The organism is Ruegeria sp. CF4 (assembly GCF_056537345.1).
Map to the genome: position 1 here is coordinate 439806 of NZ_JBQFRJ010000001.1, position 18376 is coordinate 458181.

19 protein-coding genes are annotated in these 18376 nt (G+C 56.7%); 6 read left to right on the forward strand and 13 right to left on the reverse strand.

Going from position 1 to position 18376, the window contains the following annotated elements:
• Nucleotides 1-6 precede the first annotated feature (6 nt).
• Nucleotides 7-348 (forward strand): hypothetical protein, encoded by a 342-nt coding sequence (locus ACR0NF_RS02145; protein ID WP_480469435.1) that lies wholly within the window; start codon nucleotides 7-9, stop codon nucleotides 346-348.
• A 48-nt stretch (nucleotides 349-396) separates the two neighbouring features.
• Here ACR0NF_RS02145 and ACR0NF_RS02150 read toward each other — a convergent pair whose 3' ends face one another.
• Complete coding sequence (locus ACR0NF_RS02150; protein ID WP_480469436.1) at nucleotides 397-1611, reverse strand: bifunctional alpha/beta hydrolase/OsmC family protein; 1215 nt, start codon at nucleotides 1609-1611, stop codon at nucleotides 397-399.
• 451 nt (nucleotides 1612-2062) lie between these two features.
• Entirely contained in the window at nucleotides 2063-3406 is a 1344-nt protein-coding gene (gene dddP, locus ACR0NF_RS02155; RefSeq protein ID WP_480777962.1) for a dimethylsulfonioproprionate lyase DddP, read from the reverse strand.
• Nucleotides 3407-3531: 125 nt separating this feature from the next.
• Here dddP and ACR0NF_RS02160 point away from each other — a divergent pair, with 125 nt between their 5' ends.
• Nucleotides 3532-4275 carry a heme-dependent oxidative N-demethylase family protein gene (locus ACR0NF_RS02160; protein WP_480777697.1) on the forward strand — a complete coding sequence of 248 codons (744 nt, stop codon included), beginning with the start codon at nucleotides 3532-3534 and terminating at the stop codon, nucleotides 4273-4275.
• A gap of 36 nt (nucleotides 4276-4311) precedes the next feature.
• On the opposite strand, the gene ACR0NF_RS02165 is transcribed toward ACR0NF_RS02160, so the two are convergent.
• The 5 genes from ACR0NF_RS02165 to ACR0NF_RS02185 form a co-directional block, all read right to left on the reverse strand.
• Nucleotides 4312-5220, reverse strand: a complete 909-nt coding sequence (locus ACR0NF_RS02165; protein ID WP_480666752.1) for a hypothetical protein — start codon at nucleotides 5218-5220, stop codon at nucleotides 4312-4314.
• 197 nt (nucleotides 5221-5417) lie between these two features.
• On the reverse strand, nucleotides 5418-6209 hold the full coding sequence (locus ACR0NF_RS02170) for a lytic murein transglycosylase (protein WP_480469440.1): 792 nt from the start codon (nucleotides 6207-6209) through the stop codon (nucleotides 5418-5420).
• Between the two features lie 60 nt (nucleotides 6210-6269).
• Entirely contained in the window at nucleotides 6270-6917 is a 648-nt protein-coding gene (locus tag ACR0NF_RS02175; protein WP_480469441.1) for an MSMEG_1061 family FMN-dependent PPOX-type flavoprotein, read from the reverse strand.
• A 122-nt stretch (nucleotides 6918-7039) separates the two neighbouring features.
• Complete coding sequence (glnA, locus tag ACR0NF_RS02180; RefSeq protein WP_480469442.1) at nucleotides 7040-8446, reverse strand: type I glutamate--ammonia ligase; 1407 nt, start codon at nucleotides 8444-8446, stop codon at nucleotides 7040-7042.
• A 32-nt stretch (nucleotides 8447-8478) separates the two neighbouring features.
• Nucleotides 8479-8817, reverse strand: coding sequence for a P-II family nitrogen regulator (locus ACR0NF_RS02185; protein WP_480469443.1), 339 nt, complete (start codon nucleotides 8815-8817; stop codon nucleotides 8479-8481).
• Nucleotides 8818-8987: 170 nt separating this feature from the next.
• Here ACR0NF_RS02185 and ACR0NF_RS02190 point away from each other — a divergent pair, with 170 nt between their 5' ends.
• From ACR0NF_RS02190 to tig, 3 genes are all read left to right on the forward strand, one after another.
• Nucleotides 8988-10631: an NAD(P)H-hydrate dehydratase gene (locus ACR0NF_RS02190; RefSeq protein WP_480666753.1), complete on the forward strand. Its 1644-nt coding sequence runs from the start codon at nucleotides 8988-8990 to the stop codon at nucleotides 10629-10631.
• A 305-nt stretch (nucleotides 10632-10936) separates the two neighbouring features.
• Complete coding sequence (locus ACR0NF_RS02195) at nucleotides 10937-12061, forward strand: porin (protein ID WP_480469445.1); 1125 nt, start codon at nucleotides 10937-10939, stop codon at nucleotides 12059-12061.
• A gap of 184 nt (nucleotides 12062-12245) precedes the next feature.
• Nucleotides 12246-13577, forward strand: a complete 1332-nt coding sequence (tig, locus tag ACR0NF_RS02200; RefSeq protein WP_480471888.1) for a trigger factor — start codon at nucleotides 12246-12248, stop codon at nucleotides 13575-13577.
• A gap of 101 nt (nucleotides 13578-13678) precedes the next feature.
• Here tig and ACR0NF_RS02205 read toward each other — a convergent pair whose 3' ends face one another.
• From ACR0NF_RS02205 to rpsF, 6 genes are all read right to left on the reverse strand, one after another.
• The gene (locus ACR0NF_RS02205; protein ID WP_480469446.1) at nucleotides 13679-14533 is read right to left on the reverse strand and encodes an acyl-homoserine-lactone synthase; all 855 of its coding nucleotides are present in this window, start codon (nucleotides 14531-14533) and stop codon (nucleotides 13679-13681) included.
• Between the two features lie 120 nt (nucleotides 14534-14653).
• Nucleotides 14654-15355 carry an autoinducer binding domain-containing protein gene (locus ACR0NF_RS02210; RefSeq protein ID WP_480469447.1) on the reverse strand — a complete coding sequence of 234 codons (702 nt, stop codon included), beginning with the start codon at nucleotides 15353-15355 and terminating at the stop codon, nucleotides 14654-14656.
• Between the two features lie 281 nt (nucleotides 15356-15636).
• The gene (locus ACR0NF_RS02215; protein ID WP_480469448.1) at nucleotides 15637-16122 is read right to left on the reverse strand and encodes a transglycosylase SLT domain-containing protein; all 486 of its coding nucleotides are present in this window, start codon (nucleotides 16120-16122) and stop codon (nucleotides 15637-15639) included.
• A gap of 155 nt (nucleotides 16123-16277) precedes the next feature.
• On the reverse strand, nucleotides 16278-16898 hold the full coding sequence (rplI, locus tag ACR0NF_RS02220; RefSeq protein WP_170414354.1) for a 50S ribosomal protein L9: 621 nt from the start codon (nucleotides 16896-16898) through the stop codon (nucleotides 16278-16280).
• Between the two features lie 12 nt (nucleotides 16899-16910).
• Nucleotides 16911-17138 (reverse strand): 30S ribosomal protein S18, encoded by a 228-nt coding sequence (gene rpsR / locus ACR0NF_RS02225; protein WP_005608650.1) that lies wholly within the window; start codon nucleotides 17136-17138, stop codon nucleotides 16911-16913.
• 27 nt (nucleotides 17139-17165) lie between these two features.
• Nucleotides 17166-17519: a 30S ribosomal protein S6 gene (gene rpsF, locus ACR0NF_RS02230; protein ID WP_170382745.1), complete on the reverse strand. Its 354-nt coding sequence runs from the start codon at nucleotides 17517-17519 to the stop codon at nucleotides 17166-17168.
• A 279-nt stretch (nucleotides 17520-17798) separates the two neighbouring features.
• Between rpsF and ACR0NF_RS02235 the strand changes: the two genes are divergently transcribed.
• Nucleotides 17799-18308: a hypothetical protein gene (locus ACR0NF_RS02235; RefSeq protein ID WP_480469449.1), complete on the forward strand. Its 510-nt coding sequence runs from the start codon at nucleotides 17799-17801 to the stop codon at nucleotides 18306-18308.
• Nucleotides 18309-18376: the final 68 nt, after the last annotated feature.

An 18376-nucleotide genomic window follows, 5' to 3' on the forward strand; every position in this document is an offset into this window, starting at 1 on the left:
GTTCGGATGACACGCAAACTTATCAAACGATCCGCTCTGGCTCTGGGCCTCGGCTTGTCGACCCTTTCCCTTTCGGCCTGCGACGGCGTCACAATTGGCGTTGGGTACGGGTATGACCCGTTTTATGACTCGATGCTGTGGAACGATTATTATCACAATCGTGACGTGAATGTTGACGTGGACATCAATCGGCCTGAGCGACCCGATCGCCCCAAGCCGCCTGTTTCAAAACCTCCGCAGCGGCCAAAGCCTCCGATCGCCAAACCGCCTGCGCGTCCACGCCCGCCCGTGGCGCGCCCTCCGGTGGCAAGACCTCCGATCCACCGCCCGTCACCACGGAGGCGCTAATCCGAAAGCAACTGCACGGCAGCGCGTTGATGGCCGATGCGCAAGGCGTTAGTCGAGCAATTCGGTCGTGATCCGTGCTGATCCTTCCAGGGTCCGGTGGACAGGGCATTTGTCCGCGATCTCCATCAGCTTGGCTTTCTGATCGGCGTCAAGCGGCCCCTCAAGCCGGATCTTGCGGCGGAACAGATCAACCTTGCCCTCACTGGCAAGCCCCGCGTCCTGAGCATGCACCTTGTTGTGACAGACATCGACGGTAATCCCGGTCAGCGGCCAGCGCTTGCGGCGCGCATACATGCGGATCGTCATCGAGGTGCAGGCCCCGAGGCCAGAAGATACAAAACCATAGGGCGACATGCCGCGATCCGTGCCACCATAAGAGGCCGGCTCGTCTGCCACGGCGTGATGACGCGGTCCGGATTGAATATCCTGCAGAAATCCTGACGGATCAGCCTCAGTCACGCGCACGACGCCCTCTGGCGCGCCGGGTGGAGGCGCAGGCGGGCAAAGTTTGACGTAGCGAGATACCCAGGCCGCGATTACGTCGGCCGCATAGTCGGCATCCTCTGCGCGGGTGATCAGGTGGTCAGCATCGTCGAGGGTTACAAAGCTTTTCGGATGTTTCGCGGCCAGAAAGATGGTGCTGGCATTGTCGATGCTGACAGTCTCATCCCGCGGGGCATGCAGGATCAGCAGGGCCGCTTTCAGTTCGGCAATGGCCGGTGACAATGCGGTTTGTGAAATGTCGTCCACGAACGCCTTGCCGATACGGAAAGGCCGCCCACCCAGAGACACTTCGGCGCTGCCTTCCGCCTCAATCTCGGGCAGGGCAGCTTCAAAATGGTGCGAGACATGGCCGGGATCGGCAGGCGCGCCCAGTGTGACCACTGCCTTGACCGAAGGGATGCCAGCGCGGGCACGCAGCACGGCGGCCCCGCCAAGTGAATGGCCGATCAGCAGTGCAGGGGCCATATCGCGCCCCGCCAGATACTGCGCCGCCGCGATCAGGTCCTCAACGTTTGAGGTGAAGGTGGTGTTCGCGAACTCTCCGCCCGAATGGCCGAGCCCGGTAAAGTCAAATCGCAGTACAGCGATGCCCATTGCGGCCAGGCGAGCAGAAATACGTCGCGCCGCCGGGATGTCTTTGGAGCAGGTGAAACAATGCGCAAACAGCGCCGTTGCCAGCACGGGCCCATCCGGCAGATCGAGGCGCGCGGCCAATTGACTGCCGTCGTGACCGGCAAAGGTGATGCGTTCGGTGGGCATGGGTGTTCCTTGGTGTTGGGATCACGCCAATACTGTGTGCTGCGGGCGGTTCGCTCAACCCTTATGTCAGAAGCGTCACGGTAAGGTGAGGATTTGACACCAAAACCTGCGCCGGATCGCGGGTCCGTCGTGTCTCATGAAAACTGAACATTCATCATTGGTTGTGATGATACATCAAATAAACATTCATTTTACTAATGTATGTGGGGCGCCTACCTCTTAGCCATCACTGGTTCAAATATCGGAGGCTAAAATGGCACATGCACCCATAGTTACACCAAGACCAACTGTGCGCCCCGGAGTATTGTTTGCAATCCTCCTGACGGGCGCAATCGGCTTTGCCCTCGGGCAGAACTGGCCGCTTTTCGAATCTCAGCAAACCGTCGTGTCGGCACCAGAGGACTGGCACGGTAATGTCAAACGTTCAGATTGGGGACGGGATCGTTAACCTCTATTCCAGTCCCATAAGCTGTGCGTCGAACGGGTATTTGGTCAGGTTCTCATAACCATCTTCGGTGATCAGGACCTGATCTTCTAGCTTGATCGAGAAATCTCCGCCAACTTCGCCCACGGCGGCTTCGACGCACAGCACCATGCCCGGTTCGAGCGGGTAGTCGTATGCACCCTCGACCGCTTTGTCCGGATAGGCGACAAGGGGCCATTCATCACACAAGCCGACCCCATGCATCAGGCAGCCGTATTTCTGAGCCTGGAACTTGTCGTCCAGCCGGTGGGCATTGGCAGTCAGTTCCGGGATCGTGACGCCGGGCTTCAGCATTTCCATATTGGTCATGATGTGTTCATGCGCGTGCTGCATCGCATAGATCATGTCAGCGCGGGGTTTCTGATCGCCGATCCACCACGTGCGCGAGATATCGACACAAATACCGTAGGACCCGATCAGGTCTGTATCAAAGGCGATGATCTCATTCTGGCGTGTGATCCGCGGACCGCATTCCTGAAACCAGGGATTAGTACGCTGGCCCGAGGCCAGCAGGCGGGTCTCGATCCATTCGCCGCCGCGCCGGATGTTTTCTGCGTGCAGGACGGCCCAGATATCATCTTCAGATGTCTTTCCATCGCCCACATTGGCACGCGCAAACCGTTCCATCTCCGCAACGGCAGTCTCACAGGCATGACTGGCGCAGCGCATGGCGAGGATCTCGTCCGGCCCTTTCACGGCGCGGGTCTTTTCGGTGAGTTCTTCACCCTCCATGACGTCAAACCCCTGCGCTTCAAGTGCGCGCAAACCGTGCAGCATGATCTTGTCCACACCCAGCCGTTTGTTGCTGCCGCCATGTTCCTCGATCAGCACCCGCACCTCGTTCGAGAATACATCAGCGGCAATGTCGATCTTGTCGCCGCGATCAAAATAGAACAGGTCCGCACCCGAGCGCTGCTCACGCACGAGCGGGTTGAATTTCGACAGAAACGGGGAGTTCTTGTAGTCCCAGATCACCATATATCCGTCTGCGCACACCAGCACCGCTCGGAACGGGTTATGAGTGTTCCACAATTGCATATTGGTGCTGTCGGTTGCGTAGCGGATGTTGAGCGGATCAAACAGCAAAACACCGCCCCAACCACGATCCACAATCCCTCGGGTTAGCCGTTTCCAGCGATACTCGCGCATGCGTTCAAGGTTCGGCAGGCTTAGCCCGGCCGCAGCCCATTCATCAAATGCCAACTGGGTCGGCCCGATCTCGATCCGATCGTTGTCGTTGGGGGTTCCATCCCCAAGGGTGGCGCCTTTGGTCGGGTCAATCTTGCGGGTATCGCGATATGGGCTGTTCACGGGGCGGGCCTCTCTGTTGGTCTGGTCACACTGCAAAGCCAGTTTCACCGCGTCTTTAAGGTTTGCGACTGAAAGCGGGTCGCTTTTTGACCGACAGGGTTGGCAAGGGATGTTATGCCTCTGACATGACAGCGATTTTGCAACGAGATATCCCTTACGACCCTCTGGCTCCGAATCCGTTACCCGGCATACGCCCAGATGATCCCGACCACTGGCTGCTGCGGGACGATGCCTTTGCGGGTCAGATGCAGCGGCGCGACGCGCTTCTGGCAGAGCGCAAGGCGGATGTTCTGGCGCAAAGCCCCGAGGCATTGGCCCCGGCGCAAGAGTTGCTCGATCTTGTATTGCGGCAAGCCTATCCGGGCGCTGCCGAACAGGTATGCCGCCCCGATGGTGTGCGGATCACGATAGACAGATCAAAGCCGTTGGAAACACTTTGCCAATTGGTGCAGGAGGATTTCTGTATCCTGCAGAAACAGGGTGATGAGCATGTCTTGACCGGAGCCATCCTGTGCTTTCCCGCAAGCTGGACGCTGTCCGAGAAATTCATGCACCCGTTGATTGCGATTCATGGGGAGGTTGACGCATACGACGCGAATATTGCCCGGCGGGTGCAGCGGTTATTCGATGGCATTCAAGTGGGTCGTCCCCTCTGGCGGTTCAATACGCTGTGGTATCACGATGCCGAGCTGTTTCAGCCTCGCAGCAATCAAGAGCCGCGCAGGATCCGGGATCGCGACAGCGCCCGATATCTGCGCAGCGAGCGTCAGATCCTGCTGCGTCTGCCGCAGACGCAGGCGGTCGTCTTCTCGATCCATACATATGTTCTGTTGGCTGACCGCTTCCTGAAAATGGAAAACCCCGCCTGATGGCGGGGCTTCCAAGGAGGGTCTTCGGTAATTCTGTTAGATGCCCAAGGCGGTCGCGACCTCGGCGAAGGCGTTGGTTGAGTGCAACCCGAAAATCGCCATCGTAAAGGCCAGTACCTGCGTATTAAGGCGGAAGTCTTCACCCCGGATCAGGTTCACGGCGGCCAGGGAAATCGCAATCGGGGCCGAGACGCTGGCGACAGCACCTGTCATGCCCCAACTGGTGAGCCTTAGAATATCGTTGGGTTTCTCCGTTTCATCGACAGAAGCGGGAGAATCCTGCACAGTGACCGGCGCCTCGGGCTCAGTGCGGAATGCGATGCTGAGCAGTTGCTCATCGCTCAGCTGGATGGGACGGGGTTTGGTGGTTCTGGGTTCGTCCATCACCTCATCGGGATCAGGCAGATCAAGTCCGGCAAACCGCCCGCTGATGGAGTCGAAAATCTGCTTTCGATCCCGGGGTTTACGCGGCGCGATTGAATCAAATGCCCCAAGAAACTGTTCGATCGTCAAAACCGTCTTGGGGGACAACCACTCGACACGCTGGGTCGAACAGATGTCGACCATGCGATAGAGGATGACGACAAGCATAAGTTCGGTAATCTCGCTGTCATCCAGAAGGGCAGATACCGGGCAAATCGTGATCGTCAGCCTGTTGCTCGGCAATGATACGACGGGCCGTTTCAGTGTCTTCAGCCCGGCAGCGCGGTCCATGCGTACGTGACGCGAATGCTCGGCCTCGACGGGCGCTGAATCCAACGTAAGACGCACGAGATACTGGCTGGTGACAATACTGGCCTCAGAGGTGCTCAGCAGGGTCTTGCGCTCGACCAGATGCCCATAGTCTTCAAGCGTAGTCTTCACGACGTCACAAAAGCGCTCAAGCGCGCCGTCTGTGGTGCCGTTGAATTGCAGACCACCATGATACATGTGCTTTGCGGTCACAGCTTGTTCCTTTGCCGTAATATTCCTCACGACAGATTAACCGCGGATGTAGGGCAAATTTTGACGAAACGGGAGAAAAGTCAGATTTTTCCGGAATTGATTACGCTTTGGAAACCAAGAAACTAAGGGGGTGCCTTAATGTCTGTGGCAAGAATGTGGCTGAAATCAGGTTCGGCGATGTCGGCCGTCGGGCAGGCTCAGTTATCGATTCGCCACGCCATAATTGCGATGGATTGCTGGTAGACCGAGGCCGCATTCCACTGCTTGATGACTGCAAAATTCGACTCGCCCGGTTGATAGCCCTTACCGGGTTTCCACCCTTTCTTACGAAGAAAATTTGCGGTCGAGGCCAGGGCATCGGTCATGTTGTAGAAGTCGACCTGACGGTCTCCGGTGGCGTCGACACCATAGGTTAAGGCATTGCCCGGCAGGAACTGTGTATGACCCAACTCGCCATGTTTTGCCCCTTTTGTCGCCATCGTGATACTACCCTGATCCACCAGTTTGAGTGCACCGATGGCATGAGGGATAAAGAATTCGGATCGGCGACAATCATAGGCCAGAGTGGTGATTGCTGACACAACCGGACTATCGCCCATAAAGCCACCGAACCCGGTTTCCATGCCGTGGATGGCGATCAGGATGCCCGCCGGCACGCCGTATTGATTCTCTAGCGCTGCGTAGAATTGCGGGTTGCGGGCTTTGCGTTTACGCCCCTGCGCGATGATCGTGTTTGCGCCACGCACCTGCATGAACTTGTCCAATGAATACTTGAAGCTTTTCTGGTTGCGGTCGGCCGCGATCGTTCTTGTCTGGTACTGGGTTTGGGCCAGCGCTTGCAGGCCTTTCTTTTTGACGCCTGCGCGTTTGGCCTGTTTCGCGAAATCCTGTTTCCAGGCTTCGAAGCCAGCGCTGGTGTTGCCACACGTGGCCGAGAAGGCAAGTCCGGGTGTGATCAGTGCGAGAGTCAGTAGAAGCGGGCGAAGCATAAGACCTATCCGTTTGGGTAAATTGAAAGTGCAGAACGCGTTGACCGCCGGTGCAACGAGTTAATAGAGATCCAGTTCTCCAGCCGCTTTCAGGCTTTCAAACCATTCGTCCGGCGTTTGTTTGATCTTGGCATGCTTGACCATCATTGCGTTCATGTTCGGCAAGTTGGAGGAATCAGGCCAGTTCTCTGGCTGCCAGAGATTTGCGCGGATAACGCATTTGGGGCAATGCGCGAAAACAGTCTCGACATGGACCAAAAGCGCAAGTTTGGGTGCGTGCGCATTCACGGCCATTGATTGCAGCAGGTTGGGATCCGCACATATGCGCGCCGTACCGCGCAGGCGCAGCGTTTCCATTTTGCCGGGAACAAAGAATATCACGCTGACCCTGGGGTCTTGCAGCACATTATGAAACGTATCTACACGTTTGTTCCCGGGCCGGTCCGGAATGGCGATCAGAGAGTCCGACAGTACCTGAACAAACCCGTGCGGATCGCCGCGTGGAGAAATGTCGAGATGCCCCTCCGGGTTGGCAGAGGCGATCAGACAGAACGGAGAGGTTTCGATGAAATCGCGACACATCTGATCCAGTCCGGACAACTCTTTATCGATGATCTGGGGCAGCGGCTGTCCGCAGATGCGCTCCAAGTCTTCGGGCGAAGTTATGAAATCTGAAAATTCGGCAAATCGGGCGTCGCTGGCGGTCATATGCATTCTCCGCAGGGTGCAATGATCCAAGTGTGGAAGATCAGCCGCAATCCGTCAAACCCCGTCGAAAAAAGGGGCGCCCGATGGGCGCCCCTCTGAGAATTTTCGCAGAAAATTCTTAATCAGCAGCTGTAGTACATGCCGTATTCTACAGGGTGCGGAGTGTGCTCGTAGGTTTCGACCTCTTCCATCTTCAGCGCGATGTAGCCGTCGATCTGGTCTTTGGTGAACACGTCGCCCTGCAGCAGGAAGTCGTGATCGGATGCCAGAGCTTCCAGAGCCTCACGCAGCGAGCCGCAAACGGTCGGGATGTCGGCCAGTTCTTCGGCAGGCAGATCGTATAGGTTCTTGTCCATGGCTTCGCCCGGATCGATCTTGTTCTTGATGCCGTCAAGACCGGCCATCAGCAGCGCGGCAAACGCCAGATAGGGGTTTGCGGCCGGATCGGGGAAGCGGGCCTCGACGCGCTTGGCTTTCGGGCTTTCGGTCCACGGAATACGCACGCAGCCTGAACGGTTGCGGGCCGAATAGGCGCGCAAGACGGGGGCTTCGAACCCAGGGATCAGACGCTTGTAGCTGTTGGTCGCCGGGTTGGTGAAGGCATTCAGGGTCTTGGCGTGCTTCAGGATGCCACCGATGAAGTACAGCGCCTCATCCGACAGATCGGCGTATTTGTCGCCAGCGAACAGCGGCTTGCCGTCTTTCCAGATCGACATGTTCACGTGCATGCCAGTGCCGTTGTCACCTGCGATCGGCTTCGGCATGAAGGTGGCCGATTTGCCGTAGGCGTGTGCCACGTTGTGGATGACGTACTTGTACTTCTGCAGCTCGTCCGCCTGCTTGGTCAGGCTGTCAAAGATCAAGCCCAGCTCGTGCTGACAGGACGCAACCTCGTGGTGGTGCTTATCGACCTTCATGCCCAGACGCTTCATGGTCGACAGCATTTCCGAACGCAGGTCCTGGCTTTCGTCGATCGGGTTGACTGGGAAGTAACCGCCTTTGACGCCAGGACGGTGGCCCATGTTGCCCATCTCGTACTCGGTGTCGGTGTTCCACGACGCGTCGGTTGCATCAACTTCGTAAGATACCTTGTTGATGCTGTTCGAGAAACGGACATCATCGAATAGGAAAAACTCAGCTTCGGGCCCCATGTAAGCAACGTCGCCGATACCCGATGCTCTCAGGTATGCCTCGGCCTTCTGAGCAGTTCCGCGCGGGTCACGCTCATAGGCTTCGCCGGTGTCGGGCTCAACAACCGAGCAGTGCACGCAGATGGTTTTTTCCGCGTAGAACGGATCGACATAAGCGCTGTCGGTGTCGACCATCAGCTTCATGTCGGATGCTTCAATCGACTTCCAGCCCGCGATGGACGAACCGTCGAACATGAAGCCTTCTTCCAGAAAGTCTTCGTCAACCTGATCGGCCATCAGGGTGACGTGCTGCAGCTTGCCGCGCGGGTCGGTGAAACGGACATCGACGTATTCGGCGTCTTCGTCCTTGATCAGCTGAAGAACTGCGTCCTTGCTCATTCTTTTGATTCCTCTGATTTGAAGATAGTGCGTTACAGGGCTTCCGAACCGGTCTCACCGGTACGGATGCGAATGGCTTGTTCGACGGGCGAGACAAAAATTTTGCCGTCGCCGATCTTGTCGGTCTTTGCGGCACCGACGATGGCCTCGATTGCGGCGTCGACCTGATCGTCGTCCAGCACGACTTCGACTTTCACCTTGGGCAGAAAGTCGACAACATATTCCGCGCCGCGATAAAGCTCGGTGTGGCCTTTCTGGCGGCCAAAGCCCTTTACCTCGATCACGCTGAGGCCTTGCACGCCCACGTCCTGCAGCGCCTCTTTTACTTCGTCCAGTTTGAACGGCTTGATGATCGCTTCGATCTTTTTCATTCCGGCTCACCTTGCATGGTTGTCTGGATCGCACTGATCACGTCTAAGATGGTGCGGCAATCCGATTGCTGTATTGCTCGATGTCAGATGCATGGAAATCAGGCGTTGGATCAAATTTTGATCGCTATGCACAAAAAGTAATCGAAATTGAATCGCTTGAGGGAGTTGAGATGACGGAATTGCTGACCGCTGCGCAGATGCGCGCCATCGAACAAGAGGCGATCGAGTCCGGCAAGGTTACCGGCCTGGAATTGATGGAGCGGGCAGGGCAGGGCGTTGTCGAGGCGATCTTTGAAGAATGGCCGGAGTTGCGCGGACGAGGGGTCAACCCCTCGCGCTCCCCGAGATATTTGGGGCCAGATGAAGGGGATCCCTTGCGCGCGGTGGTGTTGTGCGGTCCAGGGAATAATGGCGGTGACGGTTTCGTGGTTGCGCGGCTGCTGCGCGAGCTGGGTTGGAAAGTCGAGGTCATTCTCTTTGGTGATCCGGCCAAGCTGCCGCCGGATGCGCGGGTGAACTACGAACGATGGGAGGGACGGACACTGGGCCTTGCTGAGTCCATTGAGGCGGAGATGCAGCATCCGCATCTTTCCATTGATGCGTTGTTTGGAACCGGTTTGGCGCGGCCAATCGAGAACCCGGCTCTGTGGGAACATCTTTGGCTGCACGATGACGCAGAAGACGCGTGGGAAATGCGACGGCAGGGCGCGGGGACGGAAATCATCCCACCACGGACGGTGGCGATCGACCTGCCATCCGGTCTTTGTTCGGATTCGGGTAAAGTGTTGGGTGGCACGTATCCCTCGCATGGTCGTCGGTGCGCGCGTTCGGCTCTGACAGTCTCGTTTCATTCCCGCAAGCTTGGGCATGTGCTGGGTGAAGGGCCATCTTTCTGTGGTCGGCTGGTCGTAAAGGATATCGGGCTGAGCCGCGTATCAGACAGCCCCGAGATCGTGCAATCGGTAGAGCGGCCAACAGCTTCAAATCTTTGCAAAGGCGGATCTGGCCATAAATACGCGCATGGTCACGCATTTGTCCTGACAGGCGGGGCTGGAAAAACCGGGGCTGCGCGCCTTGCGGGGCGGGGAGCATTGCGGATCGGGGCTGGTTTGGTGACGCTGGGCGTGCCGCCCTCAGCACAAATGGAAGTGGCCAGCCAAATCACGGCGCTGATGATGCAACGAGTCGAGGGTGCCGATCATCTGCTGGGGATACTGGCAGATGAGCGATTGAATGCGCTTTGCCTTGGGCCCGGTTTGGGGGTGGAACGCGCGCGAAAATTGGCGCCGGTTGCACTGGCGGCGCAGAGGTCGGTTGTGTTGGATGCTGATGCGCTGACAGCTTTTTCCGATGATCCTCAAAGCCTGCATAGCCAATTGCATGACCGCTGCGTATTGACCCCTCATGGGGGCGAATTTATGCGCCTTTTCCCGGATATTGCCGAGAGATTGAAAGCTGTTTCAGATGTAGGACCTGCATACTCCAAGGTCGACGCCGTCCGCGACGCTGCAAGGCGGACAGGTTGCGTTGTGCTGTTCAAGGGGCCAGATACGGTAATTGCAGCACCGGATGGGCGATGTGCGATCAATTCAGCCCTTTACGAGAGAGCCGCGCCTTGGCTGGCGACAGCCGGATCGGGCGATGTGCTTGCAGGGTATATCGCCGGGTTGCTGGCGCGCGGGCTTGAACCGATGCAAGCTGCCGAGACGGCAGCATGGCTGCACGTGGAGTGTGCGCGGCAATTCGGCCCCGGTCTGATCGCCGAGGATCTGCCAGAGAAGTTACCCTCGGTATTCAAACAACTTGATATTTAGGTATTTTGAGAAAAGAATGACATGGCACCAGCAAATCCGGTGATGCTTAGCGGTCGGTTTGCTCTGGTTGCAGTGCGTATGTCTGCAGGATGTGTAGCGCGGTGTCGAAATTTGTTAGGAGGTGTGTCGATTACGCGTCTCACGATCAATTAAAGCATTGATATAAATATAGTTTCTGAAGGCATTCGGGGTTGCCTGTAGTGAAGGCAGAATGCCCCGCCAGCAGATATCCGCCCCTGTTTTTACTGCCGTGTTTCCGGCGCCTTTGGGCCGCGCGTGAAACCTGAACTTGGATGGTGATTGAAATGACCCGCACACTTAAACTGTCTTCGATGGCTGCAATACTGGCTGCGACCACGGCAATTCCAGCCGCAGCCGAGCTGAAATACGAAAACAACTCCGGCGGTTATGTACTGCTTTACGGTCAATTGGACCCGGTCATCGTTTCGGTTGACGATGGTGAGGAAACCGAGACTCGGTTGCTCGACAACGATTTGTCCAACAGCCGGGTCGGCCTTCGGCTGATGCAGCCATATGGCAGCAATGAATTCATGTTCCGCTTTGAAACCGGTTTGGGCCTGCCAAGCACCGGTACGGCCAATCAGGACGGGACCAACACCAATGGCTGGTCGCGCGAAGATATCCGGCATGTCGATTTCTCGCTGAAGGGTGGGTACGGCAAGTTTTCAGCCGGTCAGGGCAGCATGGCTTCGGATGGGGCGGCAGAAACTGATCTCTCTTATGTCGGAACGGCTCTGTATTCCTTCACCAACGATGAAAATGGCGCGTTTTTCTACCGTGGGTCGGATGGCATTCTGAGCGATATCACCGTGGGTGACTCGGCTGGTAACTTTGACGGCGCGCGCCGCGGGCGCATTCGCTATGACACGCCGGATTTCAATGGGTTCTCGGCCGCGATTGCCTATGGTCAGAACATCTTGTCCAGCAGCGATGACGACGACTATTACGACATCGCGTTTTCGTATGGGAACACATTCGCCAATGGCGTAGAGTTTGCCGCAAGTCTCGCTTACGCTGTGCGTGACTTTGACGACGGATCGGGCAAGCGGAAGGACACGATCGGGTCGGCCTCGGTCCTGTTGCCAAGTGGTTTCAGCTTTACGGCGGCGCTCGGGTCGCGTGATGACACGGCGACAGGGGCCAGCGATCCAGACTACTGGTACACCAAGCTGGCCTATGAGGGCGATTGGGTGTCCTGGGGCAAGACCGGGATCGGTATCGACTATTTCGACGGGTCGGACTTTGAGAACTCAGGATCCAGCACCAAGTCCTGGGGGATCGCGGTGGTTCAGCGGATCGACAGCATCAATACGGATGCCTACCTGAAGTACCGCAGCCATGATTTCGACGATACGGTCGATTTCGAAAAGAACGAGGCTTGGGTTCTGGGTGCGCTCTGGAAGTTCTGAACCTCAAGGTCTGAGGATAAGGTGCCCCGGTTGGGTCCGGGGCGCTTTTTTGTTCAAATCGGCGGCAAAACAGGACCGATAAAGGCATTGCCCCCTTGCACGTAGGGGGCTGGGCAAATAGAAGGCGTCAAATTTGCCCGGCGCGCCCTTTTTGCGCGCCCCGAATCCTATGGGGACTACCATAATGCAGGTTACCGAGACGCTGAACGAAGGTCTGAAACGCGGCTACAACATCGTTGTGACCGCAGCCGAGCTGGACGACAAGGTCAATGAGAAACTGACCGAAGCGCAGCCGGAAATCGAAATGAAAGGTTTCCGCAAAGGTAAAGTACCGATGGCTCTGCTGAAAAAGCAGTTCGGCCAACGTCTGTTGGGCGAAGCGATGCAGGAAACCATCGACGGTGCGATGAACAAGCACTTTGAAGACAGCGGTGAGCGTCCTGCGCTGCAGCCCGAGGTCAAGATGACCAATGAGGACTGGAAAGAAGGCGACGACGTTGAGGTCGCCATGTCCTATGAGGCGCTGCCTGAGATTCCCGAAGTCGACCTGAAATCGGTCGAGCTGGAGAAGCTGGTTGTTAAAGCCGATGAGGCAGCCGTTGAAGAAGCGCTGAACAACCTGGCCGAGACCGCTCAGAACTTCAAAGCGCGCCGTAAAGGCTCCAAAGCCAAAGATGGCGACCAGATCGTGTTCGACTTTGTTGGCAAGGTTGACGGCGAAGAGTTCGAAGGCGGATCGGCCGAGGACTACCCGCTCGTTCTGGGCTCGAACAGCTTCATCCCCGGCTTTGAAGAGCAGTTGGTTGGTGTGAAGGCCGAGGAAGAAAAAGACGTTAACGTCACCTTCCCCGAAGAATACGGTGCCGAGCATCTGGCCGGTAAAGATGCCGTTTTCACCTGCACCATCAAAGAGGTGAAAGAGCCGGTCGCGGCTGAGGTTGACGACGAGCTGGCCAAGAAATTCGGTGCCGAGGATCTGGCCGCGCTGAAAGCACAGATCGCCGAGCGTTTGGAAGCCGAATATGCCGGTGCTTCGCGCGCTGTCATGAAGCGGGCTCTGCTGGACGTGCTGGACGAGAAAGTCTCGTTCGACCTGCCGCCGTCGCTGGTTGAAGCCGAAGCCAAGCAGATTGCGCATCAACTGTGGCACGAAGAAAACCCGGATGTCGAAGGCCACGATCACGATCCGATCGAGCCCACCGATGAGCATAACAAACTGGCCGAGCGCCGCGTACGTCTGGGCCTGCTGCTGGCTGAGCTGGGCCAGAAGGCCGAGGTTGAGGTGTCTGATGCCGAGATGACTCAGGCAATCATGAACCAGGCGCGTCAGTATCCGGGTCAGGAACGCCAGTTCTTTGAGTTCGTGCAGCAGAACGCTCAGATGCAACAGCAACTGCGCGCGCCGATCTTTGAAGACAAGGTTGTCGACTACATCGTCGAGCTGGCTCAGGTCGAAGACAAAGAAGTCAGCAAAGACGATCTGCAGAAAGCCGTTGAGGCACTGGAAGAGGAATAATCCTCTTCCTTCCCCCACCATTCATGGGGGCACAAAAAAGCGGAGCCGTCTGGAAAAAGGACGGCTCCGCATGGGTGGCTTTGTGCTATGAGGTGAGGGGGTCAGGCCTCATGAGCAAAAGCACGGGGGGTCTGTAACAGAGCGGTCTTTTGCTCTGGGGTGAATGTGTCGGACAGAGCTTCGATCAATTTCAGCACTGCCTCTCTCTCTGCCTCGGTCTTTGCGGCACTCATCTGCTCGACAAAGTATTTCTCAAGATCAGTGAGCGGTTTGTGGTCGCGATTTGCCGGGCTGAGTTTCTCGGCCTTTTTGGCCTCGAAGAACTCCAACGCCTTTTCTTCCTCGATAAAGACATCGTGGTGAATGTCTGCGAATTCACGAAGGCCCGAAATCCTCTCTTCACTGCAATCCAGCAGAGCGGCCATCGCCGGCACCTTACCCATCGGAACGGTTTCGCCCACATAGTCGTAGGGCGCACAGTTTGAGCGTTTGAGGACGCGGTTCATAACCGGATCAATCACGGTGATAATGTCCTGAATACCCGCGTTGCGACAGTATTCCAGCGATCCGATCATCAATTCACAAGTCGCATAAGAGACCGAGTTCTTCTCTTTGCCACGTGTCAGGCGTTGCGTATCGACGCAGAACCGGGTGGATTCCCACATGGTCGCACTGCGCATTGGCGCCTCGCCGCATAGGATGTCCGAAAACACATCCGAAAGCATATGTGGACCGGTGGTCTGGAGTGCACGTACTGCGGCTACGACGTTCCCCTCATCGTCGAGACCAATTACGTATGCAGGATCCAGGTGATCGAACTGATCGATTTCTTTGCCGTCTTCGATGTGGACATCCCATCCAAGTCGTCCACCAAAAACCCGAGCGCGCAGTTCGAACATATCGTCAAGAACTTCGGTGAACAGATGTCTGTTCAGCCCATCAACTACCAAAATCATGTTAACCCCCTTCGAGTTGTCTGTCCTGTGGATAAGACGTTACCCGGATTCGCGAGCGAATCTATTGGGGGTTTCCCGTAATATTGGCTTTTTTAGGTCGGATTTCGGGGGAATTTTGCTTTAGCCCGGGTAAATTAGCCCGATTCCAATCGCACGGCCCACCGCCTGCGGTGTGGTCAGCGCATTAAGCTTTTCGCGAGAAGAGCGCAAGTGCACTTCAACTGTGCGGTGAGAAATCGACAGGATATCGCCGATATCCTGTTGCGATTTACCTGCTGCGGCCCATTGCAGAATTTCCAATTCACGGCTTGAAAGCGTCGGGTGATACAGCATCCGGCTGATCGTATCCGACGTCATCACGTTGTCATGGATGTGCACGGCCAGCGATTGCAGATCGCTGATCACGTTAGGGACCAGCTTTTTCCACTCCTCACGGCTGCAATCACGCACCGCACTCAGCAGGCCAATGTCGCCATAAGGGCCGCGTACGGGGATCGTGACCCCTTGATCGGGGATGCCGAAGTCGTGGGCGTCGCGAAACACACGCTGAAAGTCTTTACCACGTTCCAGGCGACTCCAGTCCACGGGTGCAATGCTGCGCTGGCTCATATGCAGGGTCGGGTCAATCAGGTGAAGGCCTTGTTCCTGATAATGATTCTTCCAGTCGTCGCCATATGTCACATGGCCGTGGATCGTGCCCGCAGCCGGATTCATCCCGGCATAGGCCGCGTGGTCCATTTCGTATTTGTCACAGACCTGGCGCAGGAACTCATCATAGCGAGAGTCCTGTTCGGGAAGAGTGCTGAGATCAACAATATCCATACGGTAACGACCAGCTAGACCCGAGTGAGCGGGCGGATCCCTTTGGCCAGGAAAAAAGATACTGCCTTCCCTGACGTCATAGAGCACATCACATTTCCCATATTATGACAAGAAGATGTGGGAAATGTCTGCTTTTTTAGGGGAAATGTGCCTTTAATACACATCAAATTCGCCCCTCCTGAATGAGGTTCCGCAAGGTTCCTCTGTTTGGCGATGGTGTCCGTTGTTGCGTTCGAGTGGTTATGTTTGAGCTTTAACGGGGAAATGCGCAACAAAAATGCCTATTCTGTGGCAGAAACCAGACCAGTTTCCACCAACATGCCGCGTTTTTTCGCCTCTGGGTAGTATCCCTTGGCATATAGGAAGATCGCGCGTTGCTGATCTCCGTCCGATAACAACCAAGCCCCGCGCAGGTATTTGCCTGCATACTCCAGGTTCGTATCTGCATCCAGCAGGCCCTGAGCGTTCCCGGTATAGCCCATTGAACGGGCCGTGGCGGGCAGAATCTGCAGCAAGCCGTAATAGGGACGATTCACGGCCCAAGGGCGGTGAGTGCTTTCGCGGATCGCCAGCTTATGCACCAACTCACGAGGCAACTCGTAGTGGTCTGCCCATTTATTGATCGATGCGCGCAGTTCCGGCGTTTCGTTCGGATAGAGAGGGGGATCAAACGTGTCCGCCCGGCTGGGCGTATCCGGACCGCCACACGCAGTGAGCGGTGCTGCAATCAGAAAAGCAATGACAGTGCGTCGAACGAGGGGGGGCATGGCAATACTCCGTTTTGCAGAGTCGGATGATATGGATCGAGCATCTGACCGCAAGGCCCAGGGCGGTTTCGGGCCAAAACTCGCTGCTGATGAGTGCGACAGAAAAAAAGGGCCACGCAAACGCGTGGCCCTTTAGCATTGATAGCTTCGCCAGATCAGGCTTTGGCTTCGTCTTCTTCAGCCGGAGCTTCCTCAGCAACCAGCTCTTCGTCGTCCGAAGCGGCGGAACCGATGTCGTCGAACAGTTCGGCGATTTCGAATTCAGCAGCGGCTTCTTCTTCAGCAGCCAGTTCCTGGATCGATTTACCCGAAGCCTGCAGTTCGGCTTCTTCTTCCGAACGGGCGACGTTCATCTTGATCTCAACTTCGACCTCGGGGTGCAGTTTGACCGCCAGCGAGTGCAGACCCAGTTCCTTGATCGGAGCGATCAGGGCGATCTGTTTCTTGTCGACGGTGAAGCCTGCTTCGGTCGCAGCGTCTGCGGCGTCACGCGGAGTGACCGAGCCGTACAGAGCGCCGGCATCCGATGCCGAGCGAATCACGATGAACTGCTGACCGTCCAGCTTTTCAGCCAGTGCTTCAGCTTCTTTCTTGGTTTCCAGGTTGCGGGCTTCCAGCTGCGCTTTCTGGGCTTCGAACGAAGCGATGTTCGACTCGGACGCGCTCAGGGCTTTGCCCTGGGGCAGCAGGAAGTTGCGGGCGTAGCCTGGCTTGACGTCAACGACGTCGCCCATCTGACCCAGTTTCGCAACGCGTTCCAGAAGGATAACTTGCATGTCAGTCTCTCCTTACTTCACGGCGTAGGGCAGCAGGGCGAGGAAACGGGCGCGCTTGATAGCACGGGCCAGTTCACGCTGCTTTTTCGCCGAAACGGCGGTGATGCGCGAAGGTACGATCTTGCCACGCTCAGAGATGTAGCGCTGCAGCAGACGGGTGTCTTTGTAGTCGATTTTCGGCGCGTTCTCACCCGAGAACGGGCAGACCTTGCGGCGGCGGAAAAATGGTTTTGCGGCCATGGTTTATGTCCTTTCGTCAGGCGTTGATCAGCGGCGCTCGCGGCGGCCTTCGCGCTCATCGCGCTTCTGCATCTGGACCGAGGGGCCCTCGGCATGCTCGTCGACCTTGATGGTCAGAACGCGCATGACGTCTTCGTGCAGGCGCATCAGGCGCTCCATTTCCTGAACGGCGCCAGCGGGGGCGTCGGTCTTCAGGAAGGCATAGTGGCCTTTGCGGTTCTTGTTGATCTTGTAGGCCATCGTCTTGACGCCCCAGTACTCGCTGTCGACGACGTTGCCGCCGTTGTCAGCCAGAACGGTGCCGAAATGTTCGACGAGGCTTTCTGCCTGCGCGTTGGACAGATCCTGACGCGCGATCATTACATGCTCATACAGTGGCATGTGCACTCCTGTTTATATCAAGGCGCATTTCAAAGGCGGGGCCATATGGTCCTTCGCGACCCTGCCACGAGAGGCTGCGCGATTCATAACTCCTGCGAAGGATGGCCCCGTATACACGTTTATGGCGGCGGAGCAAGCCCTGCCACAGATGCCCTTGTGAAGTCGTCCAATTTCCTTTGAGGCGCCCAATTCCTGACTCTTTTCGCCGTGAGGTTGTTCATGAAACCGGGAACACCCGGATACTTGGAAAACCACAGACAGGGCAAGACAATGGCCGTCATGAACACAAATACTTTTGTAGAAGCAGCACCCGCCGCTGCATTTGAAAAATCCGTTCCCGTTCTGATCACTTTCGCGCCCAACTGGCGTGCCCGGATGGTGCTTCTGCGTGTGGTCGGGGCCTTTCTAATTCTGTCTGCCTTTTCCATGTGGCTGATGCCTGGATCGATCATGGGTGCCGAAGTCTGGCCGCTGAAGCTGGTTGCGTCGCTGATGTTCCTGATTGTCGGGGTAAGTCTGCTGACGATTGAGGTTATGGATGCACGTCCTGATGCTTATTTCGACCCGATCCGCCGCGAAGTGCGCATCCTGCAGAAGAATGAAAACGGTCGCCCGCAGACGGTGCTGCGCCGCAGCTACGACTCGCTGGGCGGCGCGCGCTTTGCGGATGATCAAGTCGAGTTGTTTGACGTTGACGGTAGCCTGCTGATGAAGCTGCCGCTGGAATCGGCGGATGTCGGCTCAGCGCTGAAAGGTCAACTCAGCCAAAACGTGACGATTTTCGCCTGAATTCAGTTCTGTTCAAATAGGAACAGAATTTGTGAATCGAAAAGACTTGTGTGCTGCCTTTGGGCGGC

Bases quoted from the DNA above. Each gene is read 5' to 3' on its own strand.
- ACR0NF_RS02205 (WP_480469446.1), bottom strand. From the start codon at position 14,533: ATGATTTTGGTAGTTGATGGGCTGAACAGACATCTGTTCACCGAAGTT.
- ACR0NF_RS02150 (WP_480469436.1), bottom strand. From the start codon at position 1,611: ATGCCCACCGAACGCATCACCTTTGCCGGTCACGACGGCAGTCAATTG.
- glnA (WP_480469442.1), bottom strand. From the start codon at position 8,446: ATGAGCAAGGACGCAGTTCTTCAGCTGATCAAGGACGAAGACGCCGAA.
- ACR0NF_RS02210 (WP_480469447.1), bottom strand. From the start codon at position 15,355: ATGGATATTGTTGATCTCAGCACTCTTCCCGAACAGGACTCTCGCTAT.
- tig (WP_480471888.1), top strand. From the start codon at position 12,246: ATGCAGGTTACCGAGACGCTGAACGAAGGTCTGAAACGCGGCTACAAC.
- rpsF (WP_170382745.1), bottom strand. From the start codon at position 17,519: ATGCCACTGTATGAGCATGTAATGATCGCGCGTCAGGATCTGTCCAAC.
- ACR0NF_RS02190 (WP_480666753.1), top strand. From the start codon at position 8,988: ATGACGGAATTGCTGACCGCTGCGCAGATGCGCGCCATCGAACAAGAG.
- ACR0NF_RS02170 (WP_480469440.1), bottom strand. From the start codon at position 6,209: ATGCTTCGCCCGCTTCTACTGACTCTCGCACTGATCACACCCGGACTT.
- rplI (WP_170414354.1), bottom strand. From the start codon at position 16,898: ATGCAAGTTATCCTTCTGGAACGCGTTGCGAAACTGGGTCAGATGGGC.
- ACR0NF_RS02175 (WP_480469441.1), bottom strand. From the start codon at position 6,917: ATGACCGCCAGCGACGCCCGATTTGCCGAATTTTCAGATTTCATAACT.
- ACR0NF_RS02195 (WP_480469445.1), top strand. From the start codon at position 10,937: ATGACCCGCACACTTAAACTGTCTTCGATGGCTGCAATACTGGCTGCG.
- ACR0NF_RS02215 (WP_480469448.1), bottom strand. From the start codon at position 16,122: ATGCCCCCCCTCGTTCGACGCACTGTCATTGCTTTTCTGATTGCAGCA.
- rpsR (WP_005608650.1), bottom strand. From the start codon at position 17,138: ATGGCCGCAAAACCATTTTTCCGCCGCCGCAAGGTCTGCCCGTTCTCG.
- ACR0NF_RS02160 (WP_480777697.1), top strand. From the start codon at position 3,532: ATGACAGCGATTTTGCAACGAGATATCCCTTACGACCCTCTGGCTCCG.
- ACR0NF_RS02185 (WP_480469443.1), bottom strand. From the start codon at position 8,817: ATGAAAAAGATCGAAGCGATCATCAAGCCGTTCAAACTGGACGAAGTA.
- ACR0NF_RS02235 (WP_480469449.1), top strand. From the start codon at position 17,799: ATGAACACAAATACTTTTGTAGAAGCAGCACCCGCCGCTGCATTTGAA.
- ACR0NF_RS02145 (WP_480469435.1), top strand. From the start codon at position 7: ATGACACGCAAACTTATCAAACGATCCGCTCTGGCTCTGGGCCTCGGC.